Below are 14,152 nucleotides of genomic sequence, written 5' to 3'. Positions count from 1 at the left end.
CCGGAATTCCGCCTTGCCACCCAGCCTGACCTCTTTTTCCGACGACGCACGCATTGCCCTGGACAATCTTGCGGACCGGGCATCGGGCCTTATCAATCCCACCGTGCGCCTTGGCGTCACCGGCCTCTCGCGTTCCGGCAAGACCGTCTTCATTTCCTCTCTGGTCCACAATCTTCTGCACGGCGGCCGCCTGCCGCTCTTCGAGCCTGTGCAGTCCGGTCGTGTCTCGGCGGTGCGGCTTGAGCCGCAACCGGATGATGCCGTGCCGCGCTTCCAATACGAAGATCATATCGGCTCTCTCGTGAAGGATCGGGTATGGCCCGATTCAACCCGGGCGATATCCGAACTGCGCATCACGCTCGAATATCAAAGTGCCAGCGGCTGGAACCGTCTCTTCTCGCCGGGTCGGCTGTCGATCGATATCGTCGATTATCCCGGCGAATGGCTGCTTGACCTGCCTTTGCTCGGAAAGAACTACCGCACGTTCTGCGAGGAGACGATCGCCTTGGCGGGGACGGGCATTCGTGCAGAACTCTCGCGCAATTGGCTAGCCCTCACCCACGCCACGGACGTTAACGCTCCGGCAGACGAAATGCGCGCCCGCGACCTCGCGACTTCTTTTGCCGATTACCTCAAGGCCTGCAAAGCCGACGAACGCTCGCTCTCCACACTTCCGCCTGGCCGCTTTCTGCTGCCCGGCGATCTTGATGGCTCGCCCGCCCTTACCTTTGCGCCGCTCACGCCTCCGCCGGAGGCCAAACCGCAAAAAGGATCGCTTTGGGCGATGATGGAGCGGCGCTACGAGGCCTATAAATCGGTCGTGGTGAAGCCTTTCTTTCGCGAGCATTTCGCCCGCCTCGACCGACAGATTGTGCTCGTCGATGCGCTGCAGGCCATCAACCGTGGCCCAGAGGCAGTACAGGACCTCGAGCGAGCCCTGACGGACGTTTTGGCGTGCTTTCGTCCGGGCACGAATTCCTGGCTGTCGTCATTGCTTGGCCGCCGTATCGATCGCGTACTCGTCGCCGCAACGAAGGCCGACCACCTGCACCATGAAAGCCATGACCGGCTCGACGCACTTACCCGCCGCCTGGTCGATCGTGCCGTGCATCGCATTGGTATGGCAGGCGCAGGCATTGACGTCATGGCACTTGCCTCGGTCCGCGCCACGCGCGAAGCGACCGTGAAACACGACGGCCATGAGCTCCCGGTTATTGTCGGTATACCGATGAAGGGTGAGGCCATCGGCGGAGAATGCTTTGACGGCCTCAAGAAGACGGCGATATTTCCCGGCGACCTGCCGGAAGATCCGGAGAGCCTGTTCGAGCGCATAGAATCCGGAGACCGTAACCTCGCCCTGCCCGATGTCAGTGTCGTACGCTTTCGCCCGCCACATCTTGAAGAGACAGGCGGCGGCATCAAGCTTTCGGTCCCGCATATTCGCCTCGACCGTGCCATGCAGTTTCTGTTCGGAGATCGCCTCGCATGATCAAGCCACCATCCGAACATCCAGTACACCGCGCGCCGGCCGCCTTTTCCTATGAGGAGGACGCACTGGCGCGGCCGACGACCGAAACCAACCGTGGCCAACGAAGACCGGGTAGCTTCACGGACGATGTCGTGTTGACCGCTGACGAGGACGATCCTTTCCTCAATCCCGACAAGGATGTCCCTCCAATTCCGGTCGCGGTCCCGCGCAAGCGCGGCACCTCGTTTGCGAAAATCGCGGCAGCCGCGTTCGGCGTTCTCTTTTCGCTTGCCTTCGGCCTTTGGACCGACAGCCTTATCCGCAATCTCTTCGGCCGCGCGGATTGGCTGGGCTATGCCGCCCTTGCAGCCCTCGCAATCGGCATTCTGGCGGTGATCGCCATCGTTATCCGTGAGACAGCCGGGATAATGCGCCTGACTGCCGTGCAGGCGATTAAGACGGAAGCCGAGGCCGCCATGGTGGAGACTAAGCCGGCGAAGGCGCGCGCGCTGGTCAAGCGGCTGGAAACCCTGCTCTCCGGCAAGCCCGAGACGGCCAAGGGCCGCGCCACGCTGAAAGCGACAGAGGGCGATATCGTCGACGCGCCGCATCTCATCGCGCTCGCGGAACGGGAGCTTCTGGCACCGCTCGATCGGCAGGCGCGGGCCCTTATCGTCAATGCATCGAAACGGGTATCCATCGTCACCGCTGTCAGTCCGCGCGCCATCGTCGACCTGCTCTACGTACTTTATGAAGCTGCCCGACTCGTTCGCGCGATGGCGGAACTCTACGGCGGTCGGCCGGGTACGCTCGGCATGGTCAGGCTCATGCGAGACGTTCTGGCGCATCTTGCCGTGACCGGCTCGATCGCGGTTGGCGATAGCCTCGTGCAGCAAGTGCTTGGCCATGGACTGGCGTCGAAGCTGTCGGCGCGCCTCGGCGAAGGCGTCATCAACGGCCTGATGACCGCCCGCATAGGAATCGCTGCCATGGATCTCTGCCGCCCCCTTTCCTTCCATGCCCTCAAACGTCCGGGAATCGGCGACTTCATTGGGGATCTTGCGCCGTCCATGACATCGCGTGATAGGAATTCCTGAGAATTGACAGTTTTGTCGCGCTTACGATGCGCCAACCGACATGTGGAAATACTTCCCATGAATTCAACGCGCTAGCGCGCCGGTCTCGCCCACCGCCAACTGAGAAACACCCTGCCATTCAGCGCTTTTTGGCTAGGAGGAAACCAACCATTAACCATTATTCGGCAAAACTTAGCAGCAGTTAAGCGATGGTGTCGCTAGGGAAAATCCATGTATTCGCGCAAGTTTCTTGTTCTTTTCGGGCTCGCTGCGGTGGCGCTGTCACCGGTTGCTGACATGGCTCCGTCCGCAACAGCGGCAACACGTGACAAAGCCTTCTTCGAGTCTGTCGCCGGCACCTGGCGAGGCCCCGGCGAGATCGTTGCCGGCAAGTATAAAGGCACGAAATTCACCTGCAATCTCGTAGGCGAACCGGTGAGCGCGGGCGGTGCGGGCATCAAGCTCGACGGAAGCTGCAGGGTCGGCGTCTTCAAGCAGCCGATGACCGCCCTCATCACCCAGTCGGGCAACTCCTACAAGGGCAAGTTCCTTGATGGCGCCGATGGTAAGGGACTCGACGTCGTATCGGGTGCCGTGACGCAGGATACCGTGGTCGTCGGGCTCAATCGCTCCAAGCTGAACGGCGCCATGATCGCTCGTGTACGAGACGACAAGACCATGAACGTTACCGTTTCGGTCAAGGTCGAAAGCCAGATGATCCCTGTTATTGGCCTGACGCTCACGCGCCAAGTCGACGAAATCACCGTCGGCTCTGTCGAATAGTTCTCAATACTGATTTCCGCAAGCGGCGGATTTCCCGCCGCTTTTGCTTTTTTAAGCCGTACGCCACCAGTCAGTGCTTGCCTCGGCCAGGTCGATCCCCTGTACATCAGCCTTGGCAAGCCAGTCGCGAATGGTTGCGCCCTCGACCAGCAGATCCGGCGCGAAGTCGGCCAGCGGCATCAGCACGAAACCGCGATCCGTCATCCGCGGGTGAGGAAGTTCCAGCCGCGGCGCGGACTGCACCGCGTCGGCATAGGTCAGAATATCGATGTCCAGCGTGCGCGGCCCCCACCGCTCGATGCGCTCTCGTTTCATCCCCCGTTCGATGTCCAGACAGACATCGAGAAGCGCCTCCGGGCCAAGCGTCGTCTCGACGGCGGCGCAAGCGTTGAAAAAATAGGACTGATCGGTCTTGCCCCAAGGCGGCGTACGGTAGAGCCGCGACACGGCTACCACCCGGCAATCGGATCGCTGGTCAAGCGCTCTCAGTGCGACGGCCATGGCATGGACAGGCTCGCCGAGATTGCCGCCAAGGCCAAGCGTTGCGGTCTTGAAAAGGGACTCAGGCAAAGTGTTCGACGCTCACCTGGACGAAATCCAGAACGCCCGGCACCGGCGCGTTCGGCTTGCGGACCGTGATTTTTGCACGCTTGATCTGCGGAAACTTCGAACAAAGTCCTTTTGCGATATCAAGTGCAAGCGCCTCGATCAGGTAGCGACGCTTGCCCGTGACGATCTCCTCGATCACGGTGAAGGCAATGCCGTAGTTGACCGTGTCATTGATGGAATCGCTTTCCAGGGCATCGCCGGCGACGACGTCGAGTTCGGCATCCACAAAGAAACGCTGGCCGAGGAACTCCTCTTCGTCATGAACGCCGTGGCGGGCAAAGAAGGCGCAGTTCTGAAGCGTGATTGTGTAAGTGGTGCTCATGCCGAGTGTCCTTGCTCCAAGCTATAGCGCGCCGCGAGCATAGCATCAGCGATGGCCAGAGCGTCCCTGTTGATTGCGACATCGTGTACACGAAAAATGACCGCTCCGGAGAGACGCAGCAGCACGGTCGTCGCTGCCGTTCCCCCGTCCCGATCGGCGGCCTCTCTGCCCGTGATGGCGCCGACAAAACGCTTGCGTGATGTCCCGGCAAGCAGCGGTAGTCCAAGGCGGTGAAGTTCGCCGAAACGCGCCATCAGCTCGATGTTCTCGTCAGTATCCTTCGCAAAGCCGAAGCCCGGATCCAACACGATGCGATCCTTCGCAACACCTGCGGCCGCTGCGATTTCGAGCGAGCGCTCAAGGAAGAGAAACTGGTCGGCGATCACATCGGGAAGCTTCTCCCTTTCTCGACCGGTGTGCATCAGGCACAGGCCTGCACCGGTATCGGCAGCGATCTTTCCGATCTCCGGTTCCTTCTGCAGCCCGAACACGTCGTTTATAACATGCGCTCCCGCGCTGACAGCAAGCCGGGCCGTCTCGGCCCGATAGGTGTCGATCGAGATCAATGCATCTGTCTTGCCGCGCAGCGCCTCGATCACCGGCAACACCCGTGCCTGCTCCTCCAGGGGAGTGACGACATCGGCGCCGGGACGTGTCGATTCGCCGCCGATATCGATAATCTCGGCTCCCTCCTCAGCGGCCTGGAGCGCATGCGCAACGGCGGCATCAACCGTCTCGTATCGCCCGCCGTCCGAGAAGGAGTCCGGCGTCACGTTGACGATTGCCATGATCACGGAACGTGCGCCCAGCTCGATCTCACGACCATGCCCGACGCGCCAGAAACTGCTCCGAAGCTGTGCCAATGGCATTCATCCTATCGATTGAAAAAGCGTCAACGATATTGCGCTAGCGGTGCCTATGCCCCAAGCTCCGGCAAACTTCAACCTGAGTATCTGTAGAATGCTTTCCGTACCGCGTTATATGCCCCTCCTGCTCGGCTTTTCCATGACCGTCTTGGTGTGCGCGCCGGCCTCTGCCGCCGTCATCGCGACCAAGAGCTACTCCTACTTCGCGATCGGCGGCAAAACCGCAGATCAGCTGGATCAACAGCTGAGCTCCAATGGACCGACGGCTAGCGGGTCGTCGGCCCGCCATCCCGGCGCGACCAAAATCCGCTTCGGCGGCGATGCCACCTATGTCCAGGCAGGGGGCAAGTGCAAGGTTGGCAATGCCAAGGTGACGGTCCATACGCAGATCATCCTGCCGCGCTGGACCAACCGTAAAGGTGCTAGCAAACAGCTCTCGATGATCTGGGATGCACTCTCGAGCGACATCAAGCGCCACGAAGAACGCCATGCCGAGATCGCGCGAAACCAGGCGCGCGTCATGGAAAAGCAGATTCTCGCCCTGCCTCCACAACCCAATTGCGAACGCATGCAGGAGCTCGTTACCGAGGTATCGACGCGTGGCATCGAGGAACACGATCGGCTGCAGGCCCGATTCGACCGAGTCGAAGCCGCCAATTTCCAGAATCGCATGATGAGGTTGCTCGACCACCGGCTAAAGAAATCCGGCGGCGTAAGATAGCTGATTCTTAGGTCAAAAACGATCACAGAAGTTTATCCGCGTAACAAAACTTGTGTGAAACTGCAGTCGCCCCAGTGTTTTAGTGGTTATTTCTCGGTCTAGCTAAATCAACTACAACGCGGTAATATTCAAACATTCGAAAGTTCAGGTCCGTAAGCCCGAACTTTCGCTCCTGGGTTCTCCTGGCGCGTTGCGAAGCCGCGGATGATCCTCCCTCGTCCGTAGGTAATGCGCCTACCTCGCCTCGCTCGTCTAACGGCCAGCGAGGCTTTTTTTGGGAAGTGCAGTGGATCAGGCCTGCCGCTCGGGCACGTGGACGATGAGCCCATCCAGGGCTGCCTTCATTCTGATCTGACAGGAGAGCCGCGACGTCGGACGCACGTCAAACGCGAAATCGAGCATATCTTCTTCCATGGCCTCAGGCGGACCGACGCGATCCGTCCACTCGTCGTCGACGTAGACATGACAGGTCGCGCAGGCACAGGCGCCGCCGCATTCGGCCTCGATGCCCGGCACCGAATTGCGCACGGCATTTTCCATAACGGTCGATCCCTGATCGACATCAAGATCGAAGCGCGTGCCGTCGAAGGCGACAATGGTCAGTTTGGGCATAATGATTTCCGGTAGTCGTCAATGGGAGGGTCTGGATTTTTCTTCCAACAAATCGTCGAGGCAGTCAACATCGACCGCCCGATACCTTTCATTCCAGATTGGGAAGCAACGCGCTTGTCAAAATGCGCCATGCCGACAGTCACAAAAAGACCCGCTGCCCCGAAATGGATCAGCGGGTCTCGTATCTGACCCTACGGCTCAGCGGCAAAGCTTGAGGATGAAGTTCTCGGCTTCGATCACCGCGATACCGACCGCCGCCATCGTGGCCGCATCGCCGCAATTGCCCTCGAGCGCCTCCGCAGCTGCATGAACGCGGAACGCGCCCACGGCGCCGGCGGCACCCTTAAGGCGGTGCGCTGCGGCCTCAACGATTTTCGCGTTACCGGATGATATCTCCTGCAGGCAAGCTCGTGCCTGCCGTGCAAACATCTGCAGAACTTCTATTTCCAGGCTCTTGTCGCCCATTGTCTGGTTTGCCAGATGCACCAGATCTACCGGACGCTCCTGCGAAGGGCGTGGACCCTTGCAATTGTCGGGTGCCGCAAACGCAATACTGACTGCTGCCATGTGCCAATTCTCCCGTCATCTATCCCGCCGTTCTATGATCGTGCGGGCGCCGGGTGGGCATCGCGTTAAATTCCGGCACATTCAGGGCGGATTTCTCGGGTTATGGTTAACGTCTGTTAAACACCCCTAACTCTTTGGTTTTTAAAGCCACACATTTATTAAATGATGTTAACAAGCCCTTAATGCTAGGGGATTTGACCGGTTGCGTTAATTGTCTAGCAGTCCCGGATGTGTCACTACGATACTACTGGGCGAGCTCTGTGGCACCTGCCTTTGCTCGTCAAGTGGATAATGGTAATGTTTTGATACCGTCTGTATGAAAAAGCAGCTATCCACTCTGAAATGATATGCTTATCCGTCCTCGGCAATGTGGGCGGGCGAGCTCAGAGGCTAAGGTTTTGTTCGGGCTCGGCGGGAAGCCCGGATGCGTTGTTGAACCGGCTGGGATGTAACGAGGCGTAACGTAAATGGCGAACAACAAGTACAACGAGTCGATCGAGGACAAGGCGTTCAAGGCATTGGACGAAGCGCTCCAGATCGACTTCGGAGAAGACGATACGCTGTCTCGCAACGGCAAGACCGACGCCCCGGAGGCCAAATTGTCCGAAACACCAAGTGCCCGCAGTGAACAAACCTCCAAGGAAACCAAGCGCGCGCGCCCTGCCAACACGCCTCGCCAGCCCGAGCAGCCGTCCCGTGCGCCGTCCTTCGCCGCCAATGACGCCAACCGCATATCTCCAGCTTCGCTGCTGAAGTCGTTGGAGAACGGATCCAGCCGATCAGCTATCCGCAACGCAACCATCGTGTCGCTTCTCTGGATCGTCGCAGGGCTTGGCCTGATGGCCCTGCTCTATTCGCCCCAGATCTGGCAGATCCGCTCCCTGGCCGATCTTCTGGCGCTTCCGGGCGTCATCGCCGGCTTCATCGGCATCATCGTGCCGGTGCTGCTGTTTTATGCCTTCGCCGTCATGATGGCCCGTGCCCAGGACATGCGCAACGCAGCACGCTCCATGGCCGAGGTGGCACTTCGCCTCTCTGAACCGGAGACTGTCGCTTCCGAACGCATCATGACCGTCGGCCAGGCCGTTCGCCGCGAAGTCTCTGCGATGAACGAAGGCATCGAGCGTACGATCGCGCGCGCTTCGGAGCTTGAGACCCTGGTCCACTCCGAGGTCAACGCGCTCGAGCGCAGCTACGCAGACAATGAATTGCGCGTGCGCGGCCTCGTGCACGAGCTTGGCTCGGAGCGAGAAGCGATCGTCAATCACGCCGAGCGTATCCGCACGTCGATCGCCGGCGTGCACGACCAGCTCAAGGAAGACTTGTCGCTAGCGACGGAAGAAATCGCTGTACGCCTGGCAACCTCGGGCGAAGCTTTCGCCTCGATGATCGACACGCGCGCGGCCACCATCACCGAAAAGTCGGAGTCGGCGATCCAGTCGCTCAGCACGCTTCTTGCTGCAAAGACGGATTCGCTGCTGCAAACGCTGACGTCCTCAGGATTCGCGCTCACCAACGAATTCGATACGCGGCTGGATTCACTCACGTCGAGCCTCAGCGAACACGGAGATCAGATCCTTCGGCAGTTCGAGACGCGTGCGTCGACGATGGACAGCAACGCCGAGAAGCTCAACGCCGCGCTGAACGACCGCGCCCGCCAGCTGAACGAGATCCTGATCGCCCGCACCCGCGAGATCAACGAGAGCCTGACCGGCGGCGAACGCACGATCAGTACCACGCTGGACGACGTTCTCTCCAAGCTCAACAGCGCGCTCGACGAGAAGGGCTCTAGCTTCCGCCAGAGCCTGCAGTCGAGCGTCGACGACACCATCATGGACCTCGATCTGCGCTCCGGCTTTTTTGACGAGAGGCTGCAGGCAACCGTCGCGCAGCTCTCGACCTCGTTCGATGAGCGCGTCGCGGAATTCGCCAATGCCTTCGACAAGCGCGCCGGCTCGCTCGACACCAAGCTCATGGAGAGCCTCAACCGTATCAACGACACGATGACGGGCGGTTCAGACTCGCTGAACGGCATCCTGAGTTCGAGCATCGAGCGCCTTGGCGCGTCGCTCACCGACCAGTCCTTCGCACTGGCCACCGCCCTCGCCACCAGCCAGGAAGTTATGGAAAGCTCGCTGGCGGGCAAGGTTTCCGAAGTCACCGAGGCCATCCATACGCAAACGACGGGTATGACGTCGGCGCTCAGCCATGCCACTTCCGAGATCTCGCTGGCGCTCGCCTCGGGCACGTCGGAACTCCACAACAATCTCGCCGCACGCGCGACGGAGTTCCGCGACACGTTGCTGTCTACGACCTCCGATCTAAGCTCTGCGGTCTCCGCGGGAACCGAGCAGATCACCTCGGCCTTTGGCCGTGCCGACGAACTGAATACGATGATCTCCAGGCGAGCAGCCGACATCACGCAGGCGCTCGACTCCGCGCATGAGCGGATCGACGGCGTGATGGCCGATCGCGGCGGTGCGCTGACTGCTGCCCTCGCCGACAACCAGGACCGTTTCGAGAGCACGCTTGCAAGCCGCTCGGAAGCAATCATCAGCGCCGTCTCCGGCAGCCATGAGCGGCTTGCCGACACGCTCGACGACAAGGCGATGACGCTGGCCATTTCGCTCGATGAGAGCCAGAACCGCTTCGAGGATACGATTGCCAAGCGTGCCGAAGCGATTGCCGCCTCGATCGCCAGCGGCCACGAGAAGCTTGCCGACACTCTTGATGACAAGGCAATGGCACTCGCCATTTCCCTCAATGAGGGGCAGATCCGCCTTGCCGATACCCTTGGCCTTCATGTCGACGCAGTCGCAAACCAGCTCGCCGGCAGCCACGAAAAGCTCAGCGAAGTGCTTGACGACAAGACGGTAGCGCTCGCCATTTCGCTCAATGAAGGCCAAACGCGGCTTGCCGATACCCTTGGCCATCATGCCGAGACGATCGCGAACCAGATCGCCGGCGGCCACGAGAAGCTGACAGAGGCTCTCGACGATCGGGCCATGGCACTTGCCATTTCCCTCAACGACAGCCAGGCCCGTCTCGAAGACACGCTCGGCCACCACGCAGAAACGATCAGCAACTCGCTTGCCGGCGGACATGACCGGATCACCGAGGCGCTCGACGACCGCGTCATGGCGCTCGCCGTATCCCTGAACGAAGGCCATAGCCGCATCGAAGATGCGCTTGCCCGCCGCGTCGATACCATCGCGAATTCGATTGCCACGGTTCAGGACCGTCTTTCGGACACTCTCGACGAGAAGGCGATGGCGCTTGCTATCTCCTTCAGCGAAAGCCAGAGCCGCTTTGACGACGCGCTGGAAGCGCGCACCAACGCGTTGCTCGACACGGTGGCCGGAGCCGAATCGCGCGTTGCCGGGGCCCTCGTCGACAAGTCGGACGCAATTCGCAGCGCCTACACAGAGAGCCAGGAACGCCTCGAGCGTTCGCTGAGTGACCACGCATCGACGCTTGCTGGCACGCTCTCGAGCGGTGGAGACCGCATCGAGCAGCTGACCGGCAACGCCGCTGCCCGCATCGAATCCAACCTGAGCAACGCGCATCAGCGACTGGAGACATTGCACGGCGATGCAGCATCCCGCATCGAAGGCGGCCTTGCCGCGGCACACGATCGCTTCGAAGCGCTGACCGGCAATGCGGCCACACGCATCGAAAGTGGTCTGGACGCGGCTCACGAACGCATCCGTTCGACGCTGACCGATCGCGAACAGGCGATCAATCTCGCGCTCAGCGACGCTCACGCCCGTATCAGTGACACGCTTTCCGACCAGGCGACAACAATCGGAGCGTCGATCGCCACCAGCGTCGGCATGTTGGAAATGTCGCTGGAAGACCACGAGGTCTCGCTTCGCCAGACGATCGACAACAGCGGCCGCGCTCTCGAAGACCGCCTACGTGACAGCACCGGCCATATTGCCGGCCGCTTCAAGGAGGCTGCAGGCGAGATCTCACGCTCGGCAGAAACCTTCTCCTCACAGCTCGACCAGTCAATCGAAGGCATGACCGGTCGCTTTGCGGAAACCGGGTCGCGTGTCGAGGCCGGCCTTGCCGCCCTCGAAAACCGCATTCGTGACGGCGTCGGCGGCGTAGCCGAGCAGGTCGACGCCGCTGGCGGCCGCCTCTCCAACACTTTGTCCGACGGTATTTCGCGCCTTGGGACGCTCGGCGAAGAGGCTACGGGCCGCATCGCGGCAGCGCTCGACGACAGCGCCGCAAAGTTTGCGGAGACGATCGATGGCCGCACGGCCAATCTGACTTCGGGCATTGACACCCGCACAGCGAGTATCGGCGAGGCAATGGAGCGTGGCAGCGCCCGCATCGAGGAGCGCCTGTCGACGATGGACCGCGCTCTGACCGTTGGTCTCGATGCCGTCAATCGCACGATTGAAGGCAAGGCTGCCGGCCTCGCCGCTTCGCTGCGCAGCGCCGTCGCCGAGACAACGCAGGGCATGGACGACGAAGCGACCCGCGCCGCCGAAAACCTCGGGCGTACCGGACAGCAGTTTGCCGAAGGCCTTGAGGCCAAGAGCAACGAGTTCAGCCGTGCAATCGAAGAGCGGTCCGAACAGATCGTCGGTCGCGTTTCCGAGGCACAGAACCGCCTCGCCGGCCAGGCAGCGGCCGTCGCTCAAACCTTCTCGGAGGCAGGCAACGCAATTATCAACAAGGTCGCGGAGGCGGAAACCCTGGTCAGCGGTCAGGTTGGCGCCATTTCCCGCGCCCTCGGCGACGCCCAGGCGACCTTCGAAAGTCATGGCGCAGGCATCCGCACGACGATTTCCGATGCAAGCCAGGAAATCACCTCGACCATGGCAGAGGTCGAACGTGCTCTGGAAGCTCGCGGCAATGCCATCCGTTCAAGCATCGAGGACCGCACACGCGAAATCGACTCGACGCTGACCGATGTCGAAAAAGCGCTCGAAGCGCGCGGCAGTGCAATCCGCACGACGCTCGACGACCGGACCCGCGAACTCAATTCGATGCTTGCCGGCCGCTCGACAGAGCTGTCGCGCATTCTCGACGAAACGGCACGGCCGCTGATCGACCGTTATGCCGAGGCTGGCAAGGACGCCGCCGCGCGCATCACGGCGGCGACCGAGCGCAGCACCGAACGCCTGCGCAGTGAGAACGAGGCTCTGATCAGCGCGATCGCCGCACGCACAGAGAGCGCATCGTCGGCCGTCGACGCGATGGAGAACAGCCTGCTTGCCAACGTCAACAAGCTGATCGAACGCCTGTCGGACAACAGCTCCGCTATGGGCCAGATGATGAGCCGTGCGGCCGAAGATCTGGCGGCGGTCGATGGTCGCCTCGGCGATACGACGTCGCGCTTCACCGAGTCCGCATCCAAGGCCGCCGAAATGGTTTCCGCCTCGACCCGCCTGCTCGAAGGCAAGGTCGATCGCCTGTCCGATATTTCCGGCCAGACGCTCGCCCAGGTCGGCGGCATCATCGGGCGGTTCGACGAGCATTCAAAGGTGCTCAGCCAGGCATCCGGTCTGCTCGCAGCGGCTCAATCGAACCTTGTCTCGACGCTTGAGGATCGCGAAACCGCACTGCAGAACCTTTCCGTTGGCCTCGTCCAGCGCTCGGAGGAGATTGAAAAGACCATGCGTTCGCTGGGAGGCATGGTCGAATCCGCCTTCGACCGCGCCGAGCAGCGCTCCAACCAGGTCAGCGGTACGCTGCGCGAAAGCGTGCAGTCCTCGTTCTCCGACATCGGCCGGGTTCTTTCCGAAACCGAAAAGCGTGCAGAGGAAGCGGCCGCGACCATGCGCGCCGCGCTCGTCAAGGCCGGAGAAGAGGCCAACGCGACAATCGACGGTGCATTCGGCAATGCGGAGCGTCGATCCGGCGAGCTCTCCAACCGCTTGCGCGGTGGCCTGACAGCGTCTCTGTCGGACGTGGAGCGTATGCTGGGCGAGGCAGGTCGCGCATCCGACGGCGCCGCCCAGACCATGCGCGAGTCGCTTCGCGAGGCAGTCGAGGAGGCGGTATCGCGCTTCTCCGGTGCGACCGAGGAGATCCGCCGCTCGGCCGGCGACATCCGCAAGGAACTCGATATGACCCGCAGCGAGCTGAAGCGCGGTGCATTCGACCTTCCCGAGGAAGCCAAGGAGAGCGCCGCTGCCATGCGTCGCGCCGTCGCCGAGCAGATCAAGGCCCTGCAGGATATCTCGCACATCGTTGGCCGTTCGACACAGCAGCTCGAAATCTCCGAGCCTGCGCCGCGGGCCATTCCTCAGCCTCAACCCGCGCCACGTCCGGCCCAGCCGGCCACTACCCAGCAGGTACCCCAGCCCACCCCTCCGGCAGCACCCGCCTCGGCACCGGCCGTAACGCCCACGCCGATCGAAAACTTCGGCCTGCGCGGCTCGCTAACGCCTCCGACACCCGCGGCCGCGACGCCGCAGCGGGCGCCCGTTGCCGCCCCGGCTCCAGCCTCGCCGGCAACCGGCGGCTGGATCAGCGACCTCCTGCGCGGCGCATCGCGCGAAGAGGCTGCCGAAGAAGCTCCGGCCCGGCAACCGGCACCCCGCGCTGAGGCTGCCGCGGCAGCACCGGCCCGCACCGCCGATAGCCGCAACCCGCGCCATGTAGTCGAGTCCTTAAACTCGCTTTCGGTGGATATCGCTCGCGCGATCGATCACGATGCGTCGGTCGACCTGTGGCGTCGCTATCAGCGCGGCGAGCGGGACGTATTTACGCGCCGCCTCTACACGCTCAAGGGCCAGCAGACCTTCGACGAGATCAAGCGCAAGTACGATCGCGAGCCGGAGTTCCGCACCGCTGTCGATCGCTACATCGCCGATTTCGAAAAGCTGCTTGCCGATGTCTCTCGCGGCGACCGCGACAAGACGATCACGCAGTCCTATCTGACCTCCGACACGGGCAAGGTCTACACGATGCTTGCTCATGCCGCGGGACGATTGAGCTAAGACGCCTAGGCAAAAAAGAAATGGCCGCCAAAAGGCGGCCCTCAGACTGCTGACAAACCCCTGGCGTAGCCGGGGGTTTTATGATTCTGTGGGACATGTTGAAGAAACCTGCCCCCACCCAGACGGCTCTTGAGATGGTGACGCTCGACAGCCTGGTGCCGAAGGA

At 61.6% G+C, this 14,152-nt stretch carries 10 protein-coding genes; 5 read left to right on the top strand and 5 right to left on the bottom strand.

Going from position 1 to position 14,152, the window contains the following annotated elements; genetic code table 11:
• Nucleotides 1–13 precede the first annotated feature (13 nt).
• The 3 genes from FHX09_RS24000 (at nucleotide 14) to FHX09_RS23990 (ending at nucleotide 3,327) form a co-directional block, all read left to right on the top strand.
• Nucleotides 14–1,489 carry a YcjX family protein gene (locus FHX09_RS24000; protein ID WP_132593164.1) on the top strand — a complete coding sequence of 492 codons (1,476 nt, stop codon included), beginning with the start codon at nucleotides 14–16 and terminating at the stop codon, nucleotides 1,487–1,489.
• Nucleotides 1,486–2,565 (top strand): TIGR01620 family protein, encoded by a 1,080-nt coding sequence (locus FHX09_RS23995; protein ID WP_184450757.1) that lies wholly within the window; start codon nucleotides 1,486–1,488, stop codon nucleotides 2,563–2,565. The genes FHX09_RS24000 and FHX09_RS23995 overlap by 4 nt, the downstream gene beginning before the upstream one ends.
• Nucleotides 2,566–2,775: 210 nt before the next feature.
• Nucleotides 2,776–3,327 carry a hypothetical protein gene (locus FHX09_RS23990; RefSeq protein ID WP_184450756.1) on the top strand — a complete coding sequence of 184 codons (552 nt, stop codon included), beginning with the start codon at nucleotides 2,776–2,778 and terminating at the stop codon, nucleotides 3,325–3,327.
• Nucleotides 3,328–3,378: 51 nt separating this feature from the next.
• On the opposite strand, the gene folK is transcribed toward FHX09_RS23990, so the two are convergent.
• From folK to folP, 3 genes are read right to left on the bottom strand one after another with little or no spacing between them, the layout of a single operon-like run.
• Nucleotides 3,379–3,897, bottom strand: coding sequence for a 2-amino-4-hydroxy-6-hydroxymethyldihydropteridine diphosphokinase (folK, locus tag FHX09_RS23985; RefSeq protein ID WP_132593168.1), 519 nt, complete (start codon nucleotides 3,895–3,897; stop codon nucleotides 3,379–3,381).
• Nucleotides 3,890–4,258: a dihydroneopterin aldolase gene (gene folB, locus FHX09_RS23980; RefSeq protein ID WP_007792223.1), complete on the bottom strand. Its 369-nt coding sequence runs from the start codon at nucleotides 4,256–4,258 to the stop codon at nucleotides 3,890–3,892. Before folB ends, folK begins: the two co-directional genes overlap by 8 nt.
• Entirely contained in the window at nucleotides 4,255–5,127 is an 873-nt protein-coding gene (gene folP, locus FHX09_RS23975; RefSeq protein ID WP_132593170.1) for a dihydropteroate synthase, read from the bottom strand. The genes folB and folP overlap by 4 nt, the downstream gene beginning before the upstream one ends.
• Before the next feature lie 91 nt (nucleotides 5,128–5,218).
• On the opposite strand from folP, the gene FHX09_RS23970 reads away from it, so the two are divergent.
• A complete protein-coding gene (locus tag FHX09_RS23970) occupies nucleotides 5,219–5,845 on the top strand; it encodes a DUF922 domain-containing protein (RefSeq protein ID WP_007792217.1) in 627 nt (208 codons plus the stop codon).
• A gap of 291 nt (nucleotides 5,846–6,136) precedes the next feature.
• On the opposite strand, the gene FHX09_RS23965 is transcribed toward FHX09_RS23970, so the two are convergent.
• Complete coding sequence (locus FHX09_RS23965) at nucleotides 6,137–6,457, bottom strand: 2Fe-2S iron-sulfur cluster-binding protein (RefSeq protein ID WP_132593172.1); 321 nt, start codon at nucleotides 6,455–6,457, stop codon at nucleotides 6,137–6,139.
• Nucleotides 6,458–6,655: 198 nt separating this feature from the next.
• Entirely contained in the window at nucleotides 6,656–7,024 is a 369-nt protein-coding gene (locus FHX09_RS23960) for an Hpt domain-containing protein (protein WP_007792209.1), read from the bottom strand.
• A 467-nt stretch (nucleotides 7,025–7,491) separates the two neighbouring features.
• Between FHX09_RS23960 and FHX09_RS23955 the strand changes: the two genes are divergently transcribed.
• Entirely contained in the window at nucleotides 7,492–13,986 is a 6,495-nt protein-coding gene (locus tag FHX09_RS23955) for a hypothetical protein (protein ID WP_184450755.1), read from the top strand.
• The last annotated feature ends 166 nt before the right edge of the window (nucleotides 13,987–14,152 follow it).

The organism is Rhizobium sp. BK538, from assembly GCF_014197575.1.
Lineage (GTDB): Bacteria > Pseudomonadota > Alphaproteobacteria > Rhizobiales > Rhizobiaceae > Rhizobium.
This window is presented reverse-complemented; position numbering and strand designations above follow the sequence as displayed.